Source organism: Roseateles sp. GW821-FHT09H10, from assembly GCF_059415865.1.
Genome location: NZ_JBWKOB010000008.1, coordinates 122,126 through 140,754, shown reverse-complemented (window position 1 = coordinate 140,754; position 18,629 = coordinate 122,126). Strand labels below are relative to the sequence as shown.

Genomic DNA, 18,629 nt, shown 5'->3' with positions numbered 1-18,629 from the left:
ACCAATCAGTGCAGAAATAAGCGCTTCTTGGCGAGGTGTTGGACGCATAGCATAACCAGCACTTGAAGGAGCCACACCATGTCCCCCCTGCCTCGCTGGATCTCTTTTGCCTCGTTTGCCGCCGTTCTGGTGCTTGCCTCGAGCGGCGCGCGGGCCTTCACCGACTCGAATGCCGACCTCAAGGAAGCCGCTGCCGAAGGGGCGAACCGCGTCGTCGTCGTGGGCAAGGCCGCGCCGTCCGTGCGCACCGCCTGGGTGCCGGCGTCGCCGAAGTCCCTGGACGGCTTCAAGCCGGTGTTCCCGGCGGATCCCGTGGTCGTCGCACGCCAACGCCCGATGCTGCTGGCCAAGGCCGATGCACCGGCCAGCGCCGCCAGGCGCTGAGCTTTCCTAGACGCGGTTGAGCGAGATGCCCGAGGTCGCGCGCAGCCGCTCCAGCACCTTGGTCGCGATCTGGTTCAGCGGCAGCACCTCATCCGCCGCGCCAGCCGCGATGGCCTCGCGCGGCATGCCGAAGACGACGCAGCTGGCTTCGTCCTGGCAGTAGTTGTAGGCGCCGGCGTCCTTCATGACCTTCATGGCCTTGGCGCCGTCGGCGCCCATGCCGGTCAGCATGATGCCGATGGCATTCGGGCCGACGACCTTGGCGGCCGACAGGAAGAGGGCCTCGACCGACGGCTTGTGCCGGTTGATGGGCTCGCCGTCCTGCACGCGGGCGATGTAGTTGGCGCCGCTGCGCTCCACGCTCAGGTGCATGCCGCCCGGCGCGATATAGCCGTGGCCGGGCAGGATGCGCTCGCCGTCCTGGGCTTCCTTGACGCGGATCTTGCACAGGCCGTCCAGCCGCGCCGCATAGCTGCGGGTGAAGCCGGGCGGCATGTGCTGGGTGATGACAACCGCCGGGCTGTCGGCCGGCAGGTTGATCAGCACGTCCTTGGTGGCCTCGGTGCCGCCGGTGGAGGCGCCGATGAAGATGATCTTCTCGGTCGAGGCCTTGCCCAGGCTGGCCATGGTGACGGCCTTGACCGGCGCCGGCGCCGCAGTGCCGGGTGCTGCCGGTGGCGGCGCGCGGCGGATGTGGGCCTTGGAGGCGATGCGGATCTTGTCGGTGATGTCCTGGGCCAGCAGCTTGATGCCGTCGGCCACGCCGATCTTGGGCTTGGCGACGAAGTCGATGGCCCCGAGCTCCAGCGCCTTCAGCGTGACTTCGGCGCCGCGCTCGGTCAGCGTCGACACCATCACCACGGGCATGGGCCGCAGCCGCATCAGGCGCGACAGGAAGTCCAGCCCGTCCATGCGCGGCATCTCGACATCCAGCGTGATGACGTCGGGGTTGAGGTTGCGGATCATCTCGCGCGCGACCAGCGGGTCGGCGGCGGCGCCAATGCACTCCATGTCGGACTGGCGGTTGATGATCTCGGTCAGGATGGAACGCACCAGTGCGGAGTCGTCCACCACCACGACTTTGGTCTTGGCCATCGTTGGCCTCCTCAGAACAGATCGATGGAGCCGCCGCTGCTGGCGACCGGCTGCACCTTTTGAATCGCGGCCTTGTCTTGCTGGACCAGCGCGTCGGTATTGGTCGGCGCCAGGCGCTTGACCATGGCCTTGCCGCTGGCCGGCAGGAAGCAGACCTTGCGCGGATACACGTCCATCACGTCCTTGGACACGATGGGAATGCGCTCCAGCTTCAGGAAGTCGATGACGAAGTTGGTGTTGCGCTCGCCGACGTTCAGCGAGTTCATGCCCGAGATGACGGCGCCGCCGCCGAAGATCTTGGCTTCCATGCGGGCCTTGCTGGCGCCGCGCTTCATCATCTCGTTGATCAGCAGTTCCATCGCGAAGGAGCCGTAGCGGCCCGAATCGCCATTGCCCTCGGGCAACATGAAGTGGTTCATGCCGCCGACCTTGGCGACACGGTCCCACAGGCAGGCGGCGATGCAGGAGCCCAGCGTGGTCATGACGAGCAGGTCTTCCTGGTCGACGAAATATTCGCCCGGCAGGATCTTGACGGCCGCATTCTTGAAGTGGGCGTCGTAGAAGAAGAACGAGGCCTCGCCTTGCTTGCGCGGCTGGGCCTTGAGCTGGTTGACCTTGGCGACCGCGACGGGATTGCCGCCGAGGCCGAGGGTGGGTGCGGAGGCGAGGGGAGTGCTCATGCTCAGACCCGTTCGTAAATGGTTTTGCCGCGCAGCTTGAACAGGTCGCGGGATTCGGTGAAGTTCTCCGAATGCCCGACGAACAGCAGCCCTCCCGGCCGCATGACGCGGTGGATGCGCTCCAGCACCTTGCGCTGGGTGGGCGCGTCGAAATAGATCATGACGTTGCGGCAGAACACCATGTGGAAGGGATCGCCCAGCTGCCACTGCGCGTCCATCAGGTTCAGCGGGCGGAACTCCACCCAGCGCTGCAGCTCGGGCTTGACGCGGATCTTTCCGGCGTTGGCGCCAGTGCCGCGCATGAAGAAGTTCTTCAGCCGCGTGGCGTCCAGGCCGCGGGCATCGGCGTTGTAGACGCCCCGCTTGGCCGTGGCCAGCACATTGGTGTCGATGTCGCTGGAGACGAGCTGCACGGAGGCGCTGGCGCCCAAGGCCTCGCTGCAGGTCATCAGGATGGAATAGGGCTCCTCGCCGGTGGAGGCCGCGCAGCACCAGATGCGCACGCCCTTGCCGGCATAGGGCTTGAGATCGTCCTTCAGCGCGTGGAAGTGGTGCTCCTCGCGGAAGAAGGAAGTCAGGTTGGTGGTCAGGCAGTTCACGAACTCCTGCCACTCGGCGGCGCCGGATGGGCCCGTCGAGGACTCCAGCCACTGCAGATAGCTGGCAAAGCTCTTGTGCCCGGTCTCGCGCAGGCGGCGCGACAGCCGGCTGTAGACCATGGCGTGCTTGCCGTCATGCAGGCTGATGCCGGCATGCTTGTAGATCAACTCGCGCACACGGTCGAAGTCGGCCTTGCTGAAGCTGAACTCGTGGTCGAGGGAGTCGTTGCCGGAGGCGAGGTCGGGTGCGGGCATGTCTGTCGCAAATCAGATTTGTTGGTGCTCGCAGCAGTTCTGGCGTGGCGCGCCGATTCTGCACCGCAGGCCGTTTTTACGGTCCGGGTGCGGGCCAGCATAGTGCAAACAGGCTCCAGGAACGTGCCTGTTTCACGACCTGGACGCGCACAGGCCGCTGCTAGACTGCCCCGAAACCACAATCCACCCATCCGTCCCCACCGCCAAAGCCTTTGGAACAACGCCTGCCCGCCACCCACCTGATCGATGCCCAAGCGCTCGTTCTGGACGAGGCCCTGCAATTGCTGCAGCAGGCCGGTGCGCTGCTTCCGGACGAGGCGCCGATGAGTGCCGCCTGGCTGCAGGCCGTCGTCGATGCGCTGTGCGATCTCTCCAGCAGGGATGCGCTGACCGGCCTGGTCAACCGCCGCAGCTTCGAGATGGCCTTGGCGCGCGAGGTCGACCGCGTCGCGCGCTCCGGCGAGGCGGCCCTGCTGCTGATGCTGGACATCGATCACTTCAAGGCCGTCAACGACACCCATGGCCATGGCGCCGGTGACCAGGTCATCCGCGCCGTGGCGCATGCCGTGGAGCAGACCGTCAGGCCCATGGACCTGGTTGCCCGCGTGGGTGGCGAGGAATTCGCCATCATCCTGCCCAACTGCGCCTCCCATGTCGGCCTGGCCGTGGCCGAGCGGGTGCGCGAACGCGTGTCCGAACTTGCCATCGAAGTCGGCCCGGGCCAGATGCTGAACGTCACCGTCAGCCTGGGCGGCGCCTTTGCCCCGCAATGGGTGCGCTCGTCGCCGCTGCTGTGGACGGAGCGGGCCGATCGCCAGCTCTACCGCGCCAAGGCCGAAGGCCGCAACCGCGCCTGCCTCGAACCCCAGATCGACTCCCTGGTCAGCGCCGAAGAAAAGGGCATGTTGTTCGCCTCCCTGAATCTCGAAACGCAACAGGACCTGCCATGAGCACGACCACTGATCCTGCTGCACCGCGCCCCGCGCGATCCGGCGCCCGCACGCTTGCCGTTACCAGCGGCAAGGGGGGCGTCGGCAAGACCTTTGTCACCGCCAATCTCGCCGCGGCCCTGGCCGCGCGCGGCCAGAAGGTGCTGGTGCTGGACGCCGACCTCGGCCTCGCCAACCTCGACGTGGTGCTGAACCTGCACCCCAAGCTGACCCTGCACGACGTCTTCACCGAGAAGGCCACGCTGGAACAGGCCATCCTGCCGGCACCGGGCGGCTTCTCCGTGCTGCTGGCCGGCTCGGGCATGGTCGAGTATTCACGCCTGACCCCCGAGGTGCGCGACAAGCTGCTGCACATCATCGACCTCGTCAAGCCGCGCTTCGATTGGGTGCTGCTGGACACCGGCGCCGGCATCTCCGACGTCGTGCTGTTTGCCATCTCGCTGGCCACCGACGTCCTCGTCGTCGCCACGCCCGAACCCACGTCGCTGACCGATGCCTACGCCACCATCAAGGTGCTGGCCACCCAGCAGGAGCGCCGCCAGGTGGGCCTGCTCGTCAACCAGGCCAACCGCGTCGGCGAAGGCAAGCTGATCTGCGGCCAGTTGCAGCAGGTGTTGCAGCGCTTCGTCGGCCCCGCGCCGGGGCAGAACTTCCGCCTCGAGCTCTATGGCGAGGTCAAGGCCGACCCGGCCGTCAAGCAGGCGGTGCTGAAGCGCCAGCTGATGCTGGAGCATTACCCGGGCTGCGACGCCGCCCAGGCCATCAAGGCGCTCGCCTCGAAAATCCTTGGCTGAACCGGAGCCCCTCGCCCAGTTGCGCCGCGCTGGACGCGGGCGCCCCTGGTCGGTCTTGCAGACCGCGCAGCCGACAGAGCGGCTGCTCTTCGGCAGGCACGGCAAGTCCCCAGGACTTGCCGTGTCCGGCCTCAGCCCCCGAGGGGACGGCGATGCTTGCGGCATCGAGCCGCAAGCACATCGCCTCACGCGGGCCTGCTCGGTGAACTGGAGTCGGACACCAGCAGTCCCTGCGGACTGCTGGTGCCTACGACAGGCCAAGGGCCTCTGGCCCTTGGCAGCCCAGCGCTTGGCCCGCGAAAACAATCCAAGCCAACAGTTGTGACTGCCAGTACTGCTTTTGAATGGGTCGGCGGCGAGGCGCGCGTGCGCGAACTCGTCGACCGCTTCTACGACCTGATGGACCTGGAGCCCGCCTACGCGCGGCTGCGTGCGGCGCATGGCGACTCGCTGGACAGCGCGCGCGACAAGCTGTTCTGGTTCCTGTGCGGCTGGCTGGGCGGGCCCGACCACTACATCAGCCGCTTCGGTCACCCGAGGTTGCGGGCGCGGCATATGCCATTTCGCATCGGCATCGCCGAGCGCGATGAATGGCTGGCCTGCATGGGCCAGGCCATGCAGGAAACCGGGGTGGACCCGGCCCTGCAGGCCCGTCTGGCCGAGTCCTTCGCAGGAACGGCCGACTGGATGAGAAACGTTTAGTCGAGGCGGAACGCGAAGTCCTGCTGGAAGGTCGCGTCACCCTGGCATTGATAGCTGGCCAGGGCGGATTCCACCGAGCGTTGCAGGGAACGCCGGCTCTTGCTGTCCAGGGCGCCTTGCACGACCTTGAAATCGCTGCCGACGACGCGGCCGCCGCGAACCGTCGCCACCACCTGCAGCACGGCTTCGCCGGCCCAGTTGATGACGGGCACGTCCGGGCGGGGCATCACGGAACAGACGGCGCCGGGCGCCTTGATGCCAGTGTCGGGTTTCGTCAAGGGAGGCGTCACGACTTGAGCGCCCGAGCCCGTCGGATTGCCCGTGGAAACGGCGGTCTCTCCAGGCCGCTGTTCAACGGCGGTGACGGGGGGCCTCTCCTCGACCCAGATCGGAGGCGGCACCACTTCGGGCTTGGGGAAGGAAATCGGCGTGGGTTCCTGCGCCTTCAAGGTTTCCACGGGGCGCTGCTCGGGAGGCTTTTCCTTGATGGGCGGCAACAGTGCCGCAGGTTCCGTGTGCGTGGGTGGCGTCTTCATCAACCCCGCACTCAGCGCATAGATCGCCGCCAGGTGCACGGCAACGACCAGACCAATGCCCACATAGCTCTTGGGCTGGGGTGCACGATCAGAAAACGTGTGGGACATGGGCTCTCCTCGTTGGGCTGCGGAAACCGGATGTCGCGCTGATGGCGGCCTGAGCCCAGACTACTCCGGGCTAACGGCGCCGGTCAATGGCGCCTGCACTACCAGTCCGCCCCGTGTCCGCCGCGCGACGCGACAGCCCGGTGTTGTTCACCGTCAGCGGCGCGTCAGGCGAAGGGCTCTGCCGCGTGCTTTCTGCGCCAGGATGGACCCGGCCACCGGCGACACGCGTGCTACCGTGCCTGCCTAGCTTCGTCATCTCGAAGGGATGCTCTGTCATGCACCGGAAACTGTTCTTCTGCGTCGCTCTCGCGGCCAGCGCGCTGGCACAGGCCCAGCCGGCGGCGGATGCCTGGACCAATGTGCCCCCGGCTTCGGATGACCGCTACACCAACCCGAAGAAGCCTCTTTACGCGGGCCCCAACGGCTGGTTCAACTTCGGCGAGCTGCGCGCCAGTGCCGGCGCGAAGCAGTACGCGATGAAGGCCGGCCTGCAATACATCTCCACGCCCGAGGCTTTCGTGCTGGCGTCCAACGACAAGCTGCAGCTGGCCACGCTGGACTTCGGCAGTGCCGCGCCGGCGCCGGGCGTCTACCAGGTTGCCGCCAAGCCCAATCCCGCGGCCCGCCAGGTGAAGGTGAACTTCGCCGACGTGTCCAACCAGAAGATCGTCGAATGGAACTCCGGCGGTGCCGCCAAGGGCAGCGTCACGGTGAGCCAGGTCAACGGCTTCCTGTACTTCAAGGCGCGCGACCTGCAGCTCACGCCTTCGGGCCCGCACAACGCGGGCGACCTGAAGCGCCCGCTGGTGTTCGGCATCGAAGGCGCCAGCAAGATCCAATAGGCGCCCCGCGCCACGCCCTCAAGGCGTTCCCGCCAGCAGCACGATGAGGGCGCCCGCGCCGCCGTCGCTGGCGCGCGCCTGCACGAAAGCCAGCACCTCGTTCTTCTGCACCAGCCAGCGCCGCACCCGGCCCTTGAGCACGGGCTCGCGGCCCGGCGAGCCATGGCCCTTGCCGTGCACGACGCGCACGCAGCGCAGGCCGCGCCGCGCGCTGTCGTGAATGAAGAGGCCCAGGGCCTCACGGGCCGCATCGCGGCGCAGGCCGTGCAGGTCGAGCTGGGCCTGCAAGGACCAGTGGCCGCGGCGCAGCTTGCGCACCACCTCCAGGCTGATGCCTTCACGGCGAAAGCTCAGCGTTTCGTCGGTATCCAGCAGGGATTCGACGTCGATCTCGTCGGACAGGGCCTGCAGCAGCACGGCGCGCTCGTCCGCCTCGCGCTGGCGCGGCTCGGGCGCGGGCTGCTCGAGGGCATGGATGAAGCGCTCGGTGCTGCGCAGCGGCGTCACCGGGCCGACGGTCAGCTCGAAGACCCGCCTTTCCTGCTCGGCCAGGCGCATGGCCGCGGCGACCCGCTCGCGCTCGACCTCGGCGGCCAGGCGGGCCGCGGCCAGCTCGCGGGCCAGCGGTTTCAGGTCGGCCAGGCTGCGAACGGACTTGATCGTCACAGCAAGCCTCGCTCTGCAAAGGACACGACCTCGCTGGCGCCGACGACGAAATGGTCCACGACGCGCACATCCACCAGGGCCAGGGCCTGGCTGAGCTGTTGGGTCAGCAACTCGTCGGCCCGTGAGGGCGCGGCGACGCCGCTGGGGTGGTTGTGGGCCAGGATGGCCGCGCCGGCGCCCAGGGCGAGGGCGCGCTTGACGACTTCGCGCGGGTGCACGGTGGTGGACGTCAGCGAGCCTTGGAACAGCGTCTCCATGGCGATCAGGCGCAGCTGGGCGTCCAGGAAGAGGACGGCAAAGACTTCGTGGCCCAGGCCGCCCAGCTGCAGGCGCAGATAGGTTTTCACCGTGTCCACATCGCTCATGGCCGGTTTTTCGGCCAGTTGCTGGCTCAGCGAGCGCCGGGCGATCTCCAGCACGGCGGCGATCTCCGCGCGCTTGGCGGGGCCCAGGCCCTTGACCTTGCCCAGGTCCTGAACGCTGGCCTGCAGCAGGCCGGCCCAGCCGCCAAACTGGTCCAGCAGGCTCTGCGCCAGCTGCAGTACCGGCATGCCTTTCAGCCCCGTGCGCAGCAGCAGGGCCAGCAGTTCGGCATCCGCCAAGGCCTGGGGGCCGCGAGCAAGCAGCTTCTCGCGCGGGCGGGCGTCAGGGGGCAGATGGGTCAACGACATAAAATCGCGCCCAGTCTAGCCAAGCGGTCCCCTCTCTCGCATGAACCCCATCCAGGCCGGGTCCTTCCTGACCCTGCATTACCGGCTTTCGGGCCCGGACGGCGCCGACATCGTCAACACCTTCGACGACAAGCCCGCCACCCTGTCCCTCGGCATCGGCCAGCTGTCGCCGGCCATCGAGGCGCGCCTCATCGGCCTGCCCGAGGGCGCCCACGAGCGTTTCGAGCTGGCGCCGGGCGAAGCCTTCGGCGAGCGCAACCCCGAGCTGCTGCAGCGTGTGAAGCTGTCGCTGCTGCGCCAGCTGGGCGATCCCGACGAGGTCTACAACGTCGGCGACGTCGTGCAGTTCCCCGGCCCGGACGGACAGGGCGGCTATGCCGGCGTCGTGCGCGAGCTGGGCGATGAGGCCCTGCTGTTCGACTTCAACCATCCGCTGGCTGGCCAACCGGTCAGCTTCGAAGTGCAAGTGATCGGGGTGTTGTGATGAATGCGATCGTGCAACCCCAGGAAGTGCTGCTGGCCGAGCCGCGCGGCTTCTGCGCCGGCGTGGACCGGGCCATCGAGATCGTCGAGCGCGCGCTGCTGAAGTTCGGCGCGCCCATCTATGTGCGCCACGAGATCGTCCACAACACCTATGTCGTCAACGACCTGAAGTCGCGCGGCGCCATCTTCATCGAGGACCTGGCCGAGGTGCCGCCCGGCGCCACGCTGGTGTTCAGCGCCCATGGCGTCAGCCAGGAGGTGCGCCGCGAGGCCGCTGCGCGCGGCTTCCAGGTGTTTGATGCGACCTGTCCGCTGGTGACCAAGGTCCACGTCGAGGTGGCCAAGCTGCACCGCGAGGGCTATGAGTTCATCATGATCGGCCACAAGGGCCACCCCGAGGTCGAAGGCACCATGGGCCAGCTGTCCGAGGGCATCTTCCTGGTGGAAGACGTCGAGGACGTGGTGAAGGTCAAGGTCAGGGACGGTGCCAAGCTGGCCGTCGTCACGCAGACCACGCTGAGCGTGGACGATGCCGCCGAGATCCTGGCCGAGGTGAAGCGCGTCTTCCCGCAGGTGCGCGAGCCCAAGAAGCAGGACATCTGCTACGCCACCCAGAACCGCCAGGACGCCGTCAAGGTGCTGGCGCCGCAGGTGGACGTCGTCATCGTCGTCGGCAGCCCGACCAGCTCCAACAGCAACCGCCTGCGCGAGCTGGCCGAGCGCCTGGGCACGCCGGGCTATATGGTCGACGCCGCCGAGGACTTGAAGGCCGAGTGGCTGGAGAACCGTCCGCGCGTGGGCCTGACGGCCGGCGCCTCGGCGCCCGACGTGCTCGTGCAGGCCGTCATCGACCGTCTGCGCGAGTTCGGCGCGACGACGGTGCGCAGCCTGCCGGGCGTGGAGGAGCATGTGCGCTTCCCCCTGCCCATGGGCCTGGGCGACAAGTCCATGGCCGAGGTCAGTGCCTCACGATCTTGACGCCGATGCCTCAAGCATCCGGCGGCGCCTGACATCGGCGCCGCTTGTCCATCTGATTCCCGAAAGATTCCCATGCTCGACATCACTCAACTGCGCAAGGACCTCGATGCCGTCATCGAGCGCCTGAACGCGCGCAAGAACCCCCAGCCCTTCCTGGATGTGGAACGCTTCAAGGCCTTCGAGGCCGAGCGCAAGGCCGTGCAGACGCGCACCGAGGAGCTGCAGGCGCGCCGCAATGCGCTGTCCAAGCAGATCGGCATGGCCAAGGGCAAGGGCGAGGATGCCTCGGCCCTGATGGCCGAAGTCGGCGGCATTGCCGATGAACTCAAGGCCGGCGCCGAGCGCCTGGACGCCATCCAGGTCGAGCTCAACGACATGCTGATGGGCGTGCCCAACCTGCCCGACACCAGCGTGCCGGCGGGCTCGGACGAGACCGGCAATGTCGAAGTGCGCCGCTGGGGCACGCCCCGCAGCTTCGACTTCGCGGTCAAGGACCATGTCGACCTCGGCGCCCCGCTGGGCCTGGACTTCGAGACCGGCGCCAGGCTGTCGGGTTCGCGCTTCAGCTTCCTGCGCGGCCCCGTCGCCCGCCTGCATCGCGCGCTCGCCCAGTTCATGCTGGACGTGCAGACGACCGAGCACGGCTACACCGAGTGCTACACGCCCTATATCGTCAACCGCGAAATCCTCGAGGGCACGGGCCAGTTGCCCAAGTTCAAGGAAGACATGTTCTGGGTGCTGCGCGGCGGCGACGACGAACAGGCCGAGCAGTACCTGATCTCGACCTCGGAAATCTCGCTGACCAACACCGTGCGCGAGAGCGTGCTCAAGGCCGAGGACCTGCCCGTCAAGATGACGGCCCACAGCCCCTGCTTCCGCTCGGAAGCCGGCTCCGCCGGCCGCGACACGCGCGGCATGATCCGCCAGCACCAGTTCGACAAGGTCGAGATGGTGCGCATCGAGCAGCCCGAGCACAGCATGGCCGCGCTGGAGGAGATGACCGGCCACGCCGAAGCCATCCTGCAGAAGCTCGGCCTGCCTTACCGCACCGTGCTGCTGTGCAGCGGCGACATGGGCTTCGGCGCGGTCAAGACCTACGACCTCGAAGTCTGGCTGCCGGCGCAGAACACCTTCCGCGAGATCAGCTCCTGCTCGAACATGGGCGCCTTCCAGGCCCGCCGCATGCAGGCGCGCTTCAAGAACGCCCAGGGCAAGAACGAGCTGGTGCACACGCTGAACGGCTCCGGCCTGGCGGTCGGCCGTACGCTGGTTGCTGTTCTCGAGAACTATCAGCGTGCCGACGGCACCGTTGAGGTGCCGGAGGTTCTCCGCCCCTACATGGGCGGAGTTTCGGTGCTCGCACCGAAGAGCTGATAGTTTCGGTGCAGGCTCACTTCGCTCTGCGAAGTGAAGCGCAGCGGGCCGCAGCCAGAATTACCAGAACGCCGATGGCAGCATCACGGTGCCTGAGGCGCTGCGCGCCTACATGGGCGGCGTGGAAGTGCTGCGCGGCTGATTTGTGCGGTGAGGGCGAAAAACCTGCATATAATGCAAGGCTTCGCTCCACATGCGACACCAAATCAGGAGAGGTGGCAGAGTGGTCGAATGTACCTGACTCGAAATCAGGCGTACGGTATCCCCGTACCGTGGGTTCGAATCCCACCCTCTCCGCCAAAGACAAGCCCGCCGGCAACCCCGGCGGGCTTTTTCTTTGCCCCTTCAGCGCTGCTGCTGAAGGTCGACGCTCAGCTTCGCAGCGTCCGCGCCCTTGTTCGTCCACATCCAGCAATGCGCCGGTTCGGCGTCGAAGGTCTGCAGGCCCAGGGCCTTCTCGGCCTTCTCCAGCTTGGCGAGGAAGACGACTTCCTTGCCTTGATGGACATGGATGTTGAAGGGCAGGGGCGCGTCGGCCTCGAAGGACCATTGCACGCGGCTGCCCTTGGCCAGCTTGCCGCAGACCTCCAGCACCTGCTTGGGTGCCAGCGTGGTCGCATGCATGAACTGGCCTTCGGCCGTCCAGGTGATGTCGACGACCTGGGCGGCGGCGAAAGCCTGGCCGGCTGCAGTCAGGCAGAGCAGGGCGAGGGCCGCCTTCACTTGGCCGCCTCGATGGCCGTCACGATGAACTGGCCGCCTTCGTGCGCAGCCTTGAAGCGCACCTTGTCGCCGACCTTGAGGCCGTCGAGCAGTTTCTTGTCGCGGGCCTGGAAGACCATGGTCATGGCCGGCATGTCCAGGGCCTTGATCTCGGCATGGCGCAGCGTGATCTTGGCCGCGGCGGCGTCGATCTTGCGGACCTCGGCATCGGTCATGGCGTCCGCGGCGGAGGCCGCCGTGGCCGGCGGCTCGGCGGCCACGGCGAAGGCAGGAGCCGCGAGCAGCGCGGCGCAAAGCAACAGCTTCTTCATGGTTCAGTCTCCTTGACGGGATTCAGCGCGCGCGGACGATGAGCTTGCCGCGCATGCCGGCCTGGAAATGGCCGGCGATGAGGCAGGCGAAGTCGAACTCGCCCGCCCGGTTGAAGGTCCAGACGATCTCGCCGGTCTGGCCCGGCTTCACATGGGCCATATAGGGCTCGTCATGCTCCATGCCGGGGAACTTCTGCATCAGGGCCGCGTGCTCCTCCAGCTCTTGGGGCGTGCCGATGACGAGCTCATGCAGCACGGCGCCGGTGTTGCGCATGACCAGGCGCACGGTCTCGCCCTGGCGGACCTCGATGCGCGACGGCGTGAAGCGCATGTCGTCGCTCATCTTGATCTCGATGCTGCGCTTCGCGCCGCGGCGTTCGCCGGCAATGCCCCAGGGTTTCTGTTCCTTCTTGACGATTGAGGGCGCGCTCGCGGCATGGTCGCCGTGAGCCTGGGCGCCGGCCACGGCCAGGGTAAGCGCAAGGGTGGTGATGAGGGTCTTCATCTCGATCTCAATGGTTGTGGTGGCCCTGGGGCTTGCGGATCTGCACCTCGACATCGGAGGCGCGCGTGGCGGGTGCGGGTGCGCTGGCGGCGGGCGGCGCATCGCCCACCTCGCGGGCCACGCTGCCGGGCGGATGCTGGAACCAGCCGGGATCGCTGTAGTCGCCACGCTTGAGCCCGCGCCTGACCTTGAGCATGCTGAACATGCCGCCCATGGCGACGGGGCCGAAAGGCCCCTCGCCGGCCATCATGGGCGCCGTGTTGTCCGGCAGGGGCATGCTCATCTCGGTCATGTCGTGCATGCCGCGTTCGCCCATGACCATGTAGTCGGGCACCAGCTGCTTGATCTTCGCGGCCAGGCCGCTGTGGTCCACGCCGATCATGGTGGGCACGTTGTGGCCCATCGCATTCATGGTGTGGTGGGCCTTGTGGCAGTGGAAGGCCCAGTCGCCTTCCTCATCGGCGATGAACTCGATCTGGCGCATCTGGCCGACGGCGATGTCCGTCGTCACCTCGGGCCAGCGCGCCGTCCTGGGCACCGGGCCGCCGTCCGTGCCCGTGACCTCGAACTCATGGCCATGGATGTGGATGGGATGGTTGGTCATCGTCAGGTTGCCGATGCGGATGCGCACGCGCTCGCCCTGGCGCGCCACCAGCGGCGCGATGCCGGGGAAGACGCGGCTGTTCCAGCTCCACAGGTTGAAGTCCAGCATGGTCATGACCTTGGGCGTCGCGCTGCCGGGCTCGATGTCGTAGGCATTGAGCAGGAAGGCGTAGTCGCGGTCGGCCTCGGCGATGTGCGGATGCCTGGCCTTGGGATGCGTGATCCACAGGCCCATCATGCCCATGGCCATCTGCACCATCTCGTCGGCATGCGGGTGGTACATGAAGGTGCCGGGCCGGCGCGCGACGAACTCGTAGACCCAGGTCTTGCCCGGCGGGATGGGCGGCTGAGTCAGCCCGGTCACGCCGTCCATGCCGTTGGGCAGGCGCTGGCCATGCCAGTGCATGCTGGTGACCTCGGGCAGGCGGTTGGTCACGTACAGGCGCACGCGGTCGCCCTCGACGACCTCGATGGTCGGGCCGGGGCTCTGGCCGTTGTAGCCCCACAGATGGGCCTTGAAGCCGGGTGCCATCTCGCGCACGACGGGCTCGGCGACGAGGTGGAACTCCTTGACGCCGTTGTTCATGCGCCAGGGCGCCGTCCAGCCATTCAGCGTGACGACGGGGTTGTAGGGCCGCCCGTTGGGTGGCACGAGGGGGGCTTGGGTGTCGGGCGAGGTCTGGATGACGGGCTCGGGCAGGGCGGCCAGGGCCGCCTTGGAGACCGCCGCCAGCGAGGCCAGGCTCGAACCCGCCAGCAGGGAGCGTCGGTTGAACATGGGGTGTCCTGGTGATTCAGTGGGGCGCCGCAGCGGCGGCGGCAGGGGCGGCCGCGCTGGCGGGCTGGGTGGGCGTGGCGCGGCCGAGCAGGGACTGGTCCAGGTCGGCCTGGGCCAGCCAGAAGTCGCGCAGCGCATCCTGGGCGGCGGCCACGGCGGCGACCTGGGCGCGGGCATCGGCCAGCAGCTCGAAGACGCCGATCAGCATGCCGTTGTAGCGCAGCAGCTGTTCGTCGGAGACGCGCCGGGCCAGGGGCAGCAGCTCGTCGCGGTGCTGGCGGGCGATGTCCCAGGCGCCGTGGTACAGGCCATAGGCCTCGCGGACCTCGGAGCGGGCGCGGATGGCGGTGTCGGCCGCGTCATGCGCCGCCTCGCGGGCCAGGGCCTGAGCGCGGGGCAGCGGGCCGGCGCCGAACAGCGGCAGCTCCAGCGTGACCTCCCAGCCGCGCTGCACGGGCGCCTCGTTGGAGGTGTTGTGCACGACGCCCAGTTCCAGCATGGAGACGAAGCGGTTGATGCGGCCGGCCTCCACTTGGCGCCCGGCCTGCTCCAGGCGCAGCCGCGCGGCCTGCACATCCAGGCGCTGGGCCAGGGCCAGCGTCTCGATGTCGGGCTGCTCACGCGGCGCGGCCGGCAGGGCCGGCAGGCGCTCAAGGACGCGCAGCGCGGCGGCGTCCGCGCCCCAAAGGCCCAGCAGGCGCACGAGGCGCTCGCGCGTCGCCAGGCGCTGGCCTTCGGCGCGAGCCAGGGCCAGGCGCGCCTCGGCCGCAAAGCCCTGTTCGCGGGCCCGGGCCAGGGCGTTGAAGTTGCCGACGGCCTGCATGCGGCGGGCCAGTTCGGCGCCGGCTTCGGCGGCCTCCAGCACCTGGCGGCGATAGGTCAGCGACTCCTCGGCTGCGACGGCGTTGACCCAGGCGCGGCGCGTGTCCGCGGCCAGGGCCAGCACGTCGGCGGCGGCGAGTTGCTGTTCGGCCTGCAGGCGGCGCTGCTCGGCCTGGCGCGCCAGCGGCAGGGTCAGCAGCCGGGCCAGATTGAAGTGCCAGCCGCGCTCGAGCTCGATCTCGTCGCCGCGCTTGAGGCGGCTGAAGCTGAAGCCGGGGTTCGGCAGGCGGCCGGCCTCGTCGACCTCGGCGGCCGTCACGCCCAGGCGGGCGATGCGAGCCTGCAGGGCGCGGCTGTTCTGCAGCGCGAGCTGCACGGCGCCGTCAGCCGTCAGCGGCTCGCGCAGGCGTGCGGCCAGGGCGTCGGGGGGCAGCGGCTCCAGCGCCAGGGCCTGACCCGTGTGGGGCTGGGTCAGGCGATTGACATCGCTGACCTCGTCACCGGGTTTCAGGCTGGCGCAGCCGCCCAGCGCCAGGGCGAGTGCCGTCAGTGGCAGGGCGCGCTTCATCGGGCCTTCTCCGGTGGCAGCGTCTCGCGGGCATAGGTTCGCCAGCCGCCCACGCGTTCGACGCGGGCATTGGCGGCGCGCCAGTCGGCGGGCGGTGGATCGTCGGCGGCCTGGGGTGGTGGCGCCTTCTTGACGGCAGCGGGCGGCACCTGGGCGCGCGCGTCGGCGGGATCGGGGCGCGATTGCGCGGCGGCGCTCAACGCCAGGCCGGCGGTGAGCAGCGCCCCGAGCAGGGGAAACAACTGGGGCATGACAGCCTCTTGGAACGGGTGATCGACCCGCCGGGGGCGCGGCAAGGCGCGCGGCGGGAACAACAGCAGCGTTGGGAGGAGGCTCAGGCCCGAGGCGGCGGGTCGGGCAGGGGCGGCACGACGCCCGTCCAGCGCTCAGCCGGCACCTGGGCGGCGCGCTCGGCCGGGGCGGCCGTTGCGGTCAACACCAGCGCCGGTGGTGGCGCGGCGGCCAGGCAGCAGGGCGCGCACAGCTTGCAGGCCTTGCTGCTGGCATCCTGGTGATGGCCGCTGTCCTGATGGTCGTGGTGCTCGCCATGCTCGGCGTGAGCGGCCATCGTGGTCGTCGGCTGGGCCGGGCCGCATTCCAGCTGCACGGCCGCCAGCAGGCTGCGCAGGGGCAGCAGCACGAGCAGCAGGCAGAGGACGAGGAAGCGGCCGGGGCGACGCATGGGGACACTTTAACTGCGTTGCAGCCAGGCCCTGGGCGACAACCCCGCATGGCGCTGCGTGAACACCCGGCTCAGGGCCGAGGCATTGGCATAGCCCAGCTCCGTGGCCAGGGCCTTCAGCGGCTTGCCGGCGCGCAACGCCGCACGGGCGATGCTGAGCCGCCAGTCGGCCACATAGTCGGCTGGCGTGCTGCCCATCGCGCTGCGGAAGGTCTCGGCAAAGCGGCTGCGCGACATGCCGGCTTCCGCCGCCAGCGTCTCCAGCGTCCAGGCTTCGCCCGGGCGGGCATGCACGGCGGTCAGTGCCCGGGCCAGGCGCGGGTCCGACAGCGCGTTGAGCAGGCCGACGGGCAGGGCCGCGTCGCGCTGGTCCAGCATCCAGCGCAGCAGCTGCAGCAGCAGGACCTCGAACAGCCGGTCGGCCAGCAGGCGCCGGCCGCAGCGCACCTGCTCGGCCTCGCCGAACAGCAGGGTCAGCGTCTCGTTGAGGCCGCTGACGCGGGCCAGGGGCAGCACGACCAGGGGCGGCAGGGCCTGGACGAGGGGATGGGCCTCGCCCTGCTCGAAATCCAGCGTCGCGCAGACGAAGTCCGCGCCTTCGGCCGGCGCGTTGTGGAAGTCGTGGGCCAGCGGGCGGGGATAGAAGACCAGGCTGGGCTCGCGCACGAGGAGCTGTTCCACCAGGCCGCTGCCGGCGGCATGGCGCACCTCCATCTCGCCATTGCGCATCACATGCAGGAAGCCGCGCCCCGGCCTGGCGTCGAAATGCGTCACGCCGCACAGCGGTCCCGCATGGAAGAGGCTGGCGCGGACGCGGAAGCGTTCAAGCAGGGGACTGAGGCGGTCCAGCGGTGTGGCGTCGGTCACAGGACGAATCGGTATCTATTGAAGATGAAATGATACCTATCGACTCGGGTGACGCCGCACAGTGGAGGCCTTCTCCACTGCAACCGAAAGGTGAACCATGAGCTCCCGTCTTCCTCTCGTCTCCGGCAACGACACCCCTGCTGGCAGCCGCGCGCTGCTGGATGCCGTGCACGGTGCCTTTGGCGCCACGCCCGCCATGTTCCGCGCCGTCGCCAATTCGCCGGCCGCCCTGCAGGCCATGTGGGGCTTCTTCGGCGCCCTCGGCAGCGGCACGATTGCGCCGAAGCTGGGCGAGCAGATCGCCGTCGCCGTGGCCGACCGCAATGCCTGCGAATACTGCCTGGCGGCGCACACGGCCCTGGGCCGCAAAGCTGGAGCCTCAAGCGCCGAGATGGCTGCGGCCCAGGCGGGCGAATCGGCCGATCCGGCAGCGGCAGCGGCGCTGCGCTTCGCGCTGAAGCTGGTCGAGCAGCGCGGCCAGGTCGGTGATGCCGATGTCGCATCGCTGAGCGCGGCAGGTTTTGATGACGGGCAGATCGTCGAGATCCTGGCCCATGTCGCGCTGAACCTGTTCACCAACTATGTGAACGTGGCCTTTGCCGTGCCGGTGGATTTCCCCGGCGTGAAGCTGCGCTCGGCGGCCTGATCGAGAGGCGATGATGGCGTCCATGAAGACCGCGCTCGCCGTTCGCCATCTTGCCTTCGAGGATCTCGGCCTCATCGAGCCCCTGCTGCGCGGCAGGGGCTTCGAGGTCCGCTATCACGAGGCCGGCGTCGACGATTTCAATGCCATCGACCTGGCCGGCGTCGATCTGATGATCGTGCTCGGCGGTCCGATCAGCGTCGAGGACGAGGATCGCTTCCCCTGGCTGATCGACGAGGTGGGCCTGATCCGCCAGCGGCTGGACTCTGGTGCGCCGCTGCTCGGTATCTGCCTGGGAGCCCAACTGATGGCCCGCGCCCTGGGCGCGCGCGTCAAGCCCATGGGCGTCAAGGAGATCGGCTTTGCGCCGCTGGCGCTGACGGTCGCAGGGCAAGGCACCGCGCTGGCAGAACTTGGCGAGCAGCCGATGCTGCACTGGCATGGCGATCAGTTCGAGCTGCCAGCCGGCACGGTCTCATTGGCGGCGACGGCCGTCTGCCCGCATCAGGCCTTCATGCCCCATGGCAAGGCCCTGGGCCTGCAATTCCATCCGGAAGTCGACCCGACCCGCTTCGAGCAATGGCTGATCGGCCATATCGACGAGCTTGAAAAAGCCGGCATCGAGCCGGCCGGGTTGCGCGCCGCGATGGCGGGCGAAGCTGTGGGCTTGAAAGCCGCCCTCGAGCGGCTGATGCAGCGCTGGCTAGACCAGGCCCTGCTTTGACGCCAGCACCGCCGCTTCCGCGCGGCTGCTGACGTTGAGCTTCTTGTAGATGGACTTGATGTGGTCGTTGACGGTGAACCACTTGATGCCCATCAGGTTCGCGATCTCCTTGATCGTGAAGCCCTTGCTCAGATAGGTCAGGTCGGTAGCCAGGCAACAAGGGGGCTCTTGATCCACCAATGATCCAACAACGCAATTGAAGGGATCATCGGAATGGCATCTATCACTGAACGCGGAGGGCGATTCTTCGTCAGAGTCCGGGTGCAAGGCGCACCTACTGCGTCCA

At 68.3% G+C, this 18,629-nt stretch carries 25 protein-coding genes and 1 tRNA gene; 11 read left to right on the top strand and 15 right to left on the bottom strand.

Annotated elements, in window-relative coordinates; all coding sequences use genetic code 11:
* The first annotated feature begins 78 nt into the window (after window positions 1-78).
* Entirely contained in the window at window positions 79-384 is a 306-nt protein-coding gene (locus AC07OY_RS28145) for a hypothetical protein (protein WP_495045920.1), read from the top strand.
* A 6-nt stretch (window positions 385-390) separates the two neighbouring features.
* On the opposite strand, the gene AC07OY_RS28140 is transcribed toward AC07OY_RS28145, so the two are convergent.
* From AC07OY_RS28140 to AC07OY_RS28130, 3 genes are read right to left on the bottom strand one after another with little or no spacing between them, the layout of a single operon-like run.
* Window positions 391-1,479, bottom strand: coding sequence for a protein-glutamate methylesterase/protein-glutamine glutaminase (locus tag AC07OY_RS28140; RefSeq protein WP_495045919.1), 1,089 nt, complete (start codon window positions 1,477-1,479; stop codon window positions 391-393).
* A gap of 11 nt (window positions 1,480-1,490) precedes the next feature.
* Entirely contained in the window at window positions 1,491-2,159 is a 669-nt protein-coding gene (gene cheD, locus AC07OY_RS28135) for a chemoreceptor glutamine deamidase CheD (protein ID WP_495045918.1), read from the bottom strand.
* A gap of 2 nt (window positions 2,160-2,161) precedes the next feature.
* Window positions 2,162-3,013 (bottom strand): CheR family methyltransferase, encoded by an 852-nt coding sequence (locus AC07OY_RS28130; protein WP_495045917.1) that lies wholly within the window; start codon window positions 3,011-3,013, stop codon window positions 2,162-2,164.
* Between the two features lie 212 nt (window positions 3,014-3,225).
* Here AC07OY_RS28130 and AC07OY_RS28125 point away from each other — a divergent pair, with 212 nt between their 5' ends.
* From AC07OY_RS28125 to AC07OY_RS28115, 3 genes are all read left to right on the top strand, one after another.
* Complete coding sequence (locus AC07OY_RS28125; RefSeq protein ID WP_495045916.1) at window positions 3,226-3,963, top strand: GGDEF domain-containing protein; 738 nt, start codon at window positions 3,226-3,228, stop codon at window positions 3,961-3,963.
* The gene (locus tag AC07OY_RS28120) at window positions 3,960-4,757 is read left to right on the top strand and encodes a MinD/ParA family protein (RefSeq protein ID WP_495045915.1); all 798 of its coding nucleotides are present in this window, start codon (window positions 3,960-3,962) and stop codon (window positions 4,755-4,757) included. The genes AC07OY_RS28125 and AC07OY_RS28120 overlap by 4 nt, the downstream gene beginning before the upstream one ends.
* A gap of 321 nt (window positions 4,758-5,078) precedes the next feature.
* A complete protein-coding gene (locus AC07OY_RS28115) occupies window positions 5,079-5,459 on the top strand; it encodes a group II truncated hemoglobin (protein ID WP_495045914.1) in 381 nt (126 codons plus the stop codon).
* On the opposite strand, the gene AC07OY_RS28110 is transcribed toward AC07OY_RS28115, so the two are convergent.
* On the bottom strand, window positions 5,456-6,103 hold the full coding sequence (locus AC07OY_RS28110) for a hypothetical protein (protein ID WP_495045913.1): 648 nt from the start codon (window positions 6,101-6,103) through the stop codon (window positions 5,456-5,458). The two genes, AC07OY_RS28115 and AC07OY_RS28110, sit on opposite strands and share 4 nt — an antisense overlap.
* A 275-nt stretch (window positions 6,104-6,378) precedes the next feature.
* On the opposite strand from AC07OY_RS28110, the gene AC07OY_RS28105 reads away from it, so the two are divergent.
* Window positions 6,379-6,945, top strand: a complete 567-nt coding sequence (locus tag AC07OY_RS28105) for a hypothetical protein (protein WP_495045912.1) — start codon at window positions 6,379-6,381, stop codon at window positions 6,943-6,945.
* 18 nt (window positions 6,946-6,963) lie between these two features.
* On the opposite strand, the gene AC07OY_RS28100 is transcribed toward AC07OY_RS28105, so the two are convergent.
* Window positions 6,964-7,611: a Smr/MutS family protein gene (locus tag AC07OY_RS28100; RefSeq protein WP_495045911.1), complete on the bottom strand. Its 648-nt coding sequence runs from the start codon at window positions 7,609-7,611 to the stop codon at window positions 6,964-6,966.
* Window positions 7,608-8,282 carry a RadC family protein gene (gene radC / locus AC07OY_RS28095; protein ID WP_495045910.1) on the bottom strand — a complete coding sequence of 225 codons (675 nt, stop codon included), beginning with the start codon at window positions 8,280-8,282 and terminating at the stop codon, window positions 7,608-7,610. The genes AC07OY_RS28100 and radC overlap by 4 nt, the downstream gene beginning before the upstream one ends.
* A 40-nt stretch (window positions 8,283-8,322) precedes the next feature.
* Between radC and AC07OY_RS28090 the strand changes: the two genes are divergently transcribed.
* The 4 genes from AC07OY_RS28090 (at window position 8,323) to AC07OY_RS28075 (ending at window position 11,417) form a co-directional block, all read left to right on the top strand.
* The gene (locus AC07OY_RS28090; protein ID WP_495045909.1) at window positions 8,323-8,766 is read left to right on the top strand and encodes an FKBP-type peptidyl-prolyl cis-trans isomerase; all 444 of its coding nucleotides are present in this window, start codon (window positions 8,323-8,325) and stop codon (window positions 8,764-8,766) included.
* On the top strand, window positions 8,766-9,743 hold the full coding sequence (gene ispH, locus AC07OY_RS28085; protein ID WP_495045908.1) for a 4-hydroxy-3-methylbut-2-enyl diphosphate reductase: 978 nt from the start codon (window positions 8,766-8,768) through the stop codon (window positions 9,741-9,743). The genes AC07OY_RS28090 and ispH overlap by 1 nt, the downstream gene beginning before the upstream one ends.
* 72 nt (window positions 9,744-9,815) lie before the next feature.
* Window positions 9,816-11,117: a serine--tRNA ligase gene (serS, locus tag AC07OY_RS28080; RefSeq protein ID WP_495045907.1), complete on the top strand. Its 1,302-nt coding sequence runs from the start codon at window positions 9,816-9,818 to the stop codon at window positions 11,115-11,117.
* 209 nt (window positions 11,118-11,326) lie between these two features.
* A tRNA-Ser gene (locus AC07OY_RS28075) sits at window positions 11,327-11,417 on the top strand.
* A gap of 45 nt (window positions 11,418-11,462) precedes the next feature.
* Here AC07OY_RS28075 and AC07OY_RS28070 read toward each other — a convergent pair.
* The 8 genes from AC07OY_RS28070 to AC07OY_RS28035 all read right to left on the bottom strand — a co-directional run bounded on the left by AC07OY_RS28070 (window position 11,463) and on the right by AC07OY_RS28035 (window position 16,976).
* Complete coding sequence (locus tag AC07OY_RS28070; RefSeq protein ID WP_495045906.1) at window positions 11,463-11,840, bottom strand: hypothetical protein; 378 nt, start codon at window positions 11,838-11,840, stop codon at window positions 11,463-11,465.
* Window positions 11,837-12,151, bottom strand: coding sequence for a copper-binding protein (locus tag AC07OY_RS28065; RefSeq protein WP_495045905.1), 315 nt, complete (start codon window positions 12,149-12,151; stop codon window positions 11,837-11,839). Before AC07OY_RS28065 ends, AC07OY_RS28070 begins: the two co-directional genes overlap by 4 nt.
* A gap of 22 nt (window positions 12,152-12,173) precedes the next feature.
* The gene (locus AC07OY_RS28060; protein ID WP_495045904.1) at window positions 12,174-12,656 is read right to left on the bottom strand and encodes a cupredoxin domain-containing protein; all 483 of its coding nucleotides are present in this window, start codon (window positions 12,654-12,656) and stop codon (window positions 12,174-12,176) included.
* Window positions 12,657-12,663: 7 nt separating this feature from the next.
* The gene (locus tag AC07OY_RS28055; RefSeq protein WP_495045902.1) at window positions 12,664-14,037 is read right to left on the bottom strand and encodes a multicopper oxidase family protein; all 1,374 of its coding nucleotides are present in this window, start codon (window positions 14,035-14,037) and stop codon (window positions 12,664-12,666) included.
* A 16-nt stretch (window positions 14,038-14,053) separates the two neighbouring features.
* A complete protein-coding gene (locus AC07OY_RS28050; protein WP_495045901.1) occupies window positions 14,054-15,427 on the bottom strand; it encodes a TolC family protein in 1,374 nt (457 codons plus the stop codon).
* On the bottom strand, window positions 15,424-15,678 hold the full coding sequence (locus AC07OY_RS28045; protein WP_495045900.1) for a hypothetical protein: 255 nt from the start codon (window positions 15,676-15,678) through the stop codon (window positions 15,424-15,426). The genes AC07OY_RS28050 and AC07OY_RS28045 overlap by 4 nt, the downstream gene beginning before the upstream one ends.
* A gap of 83 nt (window positions 15,679-15,761) precedes the next feature.
* Complete coding sequence (locus AC07OY_RS28040) at window positions 15,762-16,109, bottom strand: hypothetical protein (RefSeq protein ID WP_495045899.1); 348 nt, start codon at window positions 16,107-16,109, stop codon at window positions 15,762-15,764.
* 9 nt (window positions 16,110-16,118) lie between these two features.
* Window positions 16,119-16,976 (bottom strand): AraC family transcriptional regulator, encoded by an 858-nt coding sequence (locus tag AC07OY_RS28035; RefSeq protein WP_495045898.1) that lies wholly within the window; start codon window positions 16,974-16,976, stop codon window positions 16,119-16,121.
* Between the two features lie 97 nt (window positions 16,977-17,073).
* On the opposite strand from AC07OY_RS28035, the gene AC07OY_RS28030 reads away from it, so the two are divergent.
* The gene (locus AC07OY_RS28030; protein ID WP_495045897.1) at window positions 17,074-17,622 is read left to right on the top strand and encodes a carboxymuconolactone decarboxylase family protein; all 549 of its coding nucleotides are present in this window, start codon (window positions 17,074-17,076) and stop codon (window positions 17,620-17,622) included.
* Between the two features lie 22 nt (window positions 17,623-17,644).
* Complete coding sequence (locus AC07OY_RS28025; protein WP_495045896.1) at window positions 17,645-18,343, top strand: glutamine amidotransferase; 699 nt, start codon at window positions 17,645-17,647, stop codon at window positions 18,341-18,343.
* Here the strand turns inward: AC07OY_RS28025 and AC07OY_RS28020 are convergent.
* The gene (locus tag AC07OY_RS28020; RefSeq protein ID WP_495045895.1) at window positions 18,323-18,520 is read right to left on the bottom strand and encodes a response regulator transcription factor; all 198 of its coding nucleotides are present in this window, start codon (window positions 18,518-18,520) and stop codon (window positions 18,323-18,325) included. The genes AC07OY_RS28025 and AC07OY_RS28020 overlap by 21 nt on opposite strands.
* Window positions 18,521-18,629 lie beyond the last annotated feature (109 nt).

Coding starts and splice junctions, on each gene's coding strand:
- ispH (WP_495045908.1), top strand. CDS start 8,766: ATGAATGCGATCGTGCAACCCCAGGAAGTGCTGCTGGCCGAGCCGCGC.
- AC07OY_RS28065 (WP_495045905.1), bottom strand. CDS start 12,151: ATGAAGAAGCTGTTGCTTTGCGCCGCGCTGCTCGCGGCTCCTGCCTTC.
- AC07OY_RS28030 (WP_495045897.1), top strand. CDS start 17,074: ATGAGCTCCCGTCTTCCTCTCGTCTCCGGCAACGACACCCCTGCTGGC.
- AC07OY_RS28120 (WP_495045915.1), top strand. CDS start 3,960: ATGAGCACGACCACTGATCCTGCTGCACCGCGCCCCGCGCGATCCGGC.
- AC07OY_RS28130 (WP_495045917.1), bottom strand. CDS start 3,013: ATGCCCGCACCCGACCTCGCCTCCGGCAACGACTCCCTCGACCACGAG.
- AC07OY_RS28110 (WP_495045913.1), bottom strand. CDS start 6,103: ATGTCCCACACGTTTTCTGATCGTGCACCCCAGCCCAAGAGCTATGTG.
- serS (WP_495045907.1), top strand. CDS start 9,816: ATGCTCGACATCACTCAACTGCGCAAGGACCTCGATGCCGTCATCGAG.
- AC07OY_RS28140 (WP_495045919.1), bottom strand. CDS start 1,479: ATGGCCAAGACCAAAGTCGTGGTGGTGGACGACTCCGCACTGGTGCGT.
- AC07OY_RS28050 (WP_495045901.1), bottom strand. CDS start 15,427: ATGAAGCGCGCCCTGCCACTGACGGCACTCGCCCTGGCGCTGGGCGGC.
- AC07OY_RS28055 (WP_495045902.1), bottom strand. CDS start 14,037: ATGTTCAACCGACGCTCCCTGCTGGCGGGTTCGAGCCTGGCCTCGCTG.
- AC07OY_RS28040 (WP_495045899.1), bottom strand. CDS start 16,109: ATGCGTCGCCCCGGCCGCTTCCTCGTCCTCTGCCTGCTGCTCGTGCTG.
- cheD (WP_495045918.1), bottom strand. CDS start 2,159: ATGAGCACTCCCCTCGCCTCCGCACCCACCCTCGGCCTCGGCGGCAAT.
- AC07OY_RS28105 (WP_495045912.1), top strand. CDS start 6,379: ATGCACCGGAAACTGTTCTTCTGCGTCGCTCTCGCGGCCAGCGCGCTG.
- AC07OY_RS28045 (WP_495045900.1), bottom strand. CDS start 15,678: ATGCCCCAGTTGTTTCCCCTGCTCGGGGCGCTGCTCACCGCCGGCCTG.
- AC07OY_RS28060 (WP_495045904.1), bottom strand. CDS start 12,656: ATGAAGACCCTCATCACCACCCTTGCGCTTACCCTGGCCGTGGCCGGC.
- AC07OY_RS28090 (WP_495045909.1), top strand. CDS start 8,323: ATGAACCCCATCCAGGCCGGGTCCTTCCTGACCCTGCATTACCGGCTT.
- AC07OY_RS28025 (WP_495045896.1), top strand. CDS start 17,645: ATGAAGACCGCGCTCGCCGTTCGCCATCTTGCCTTCGAGGATCTCGGC.
- AC07OY_RS28145 (WP_495045920.1), top strand. CDS start 79: ATGTCCCCCCTGCCTCGCTGGATCTCTTTTGCCTCGTTTGCCGCCGTT.
- radC (WP_495045910.1), bottom strand. CDS start 8,282: ATGTCGTTGACCCATCTGCCCCCTGACGCCCGCCCGCGCGAGAAGCTG.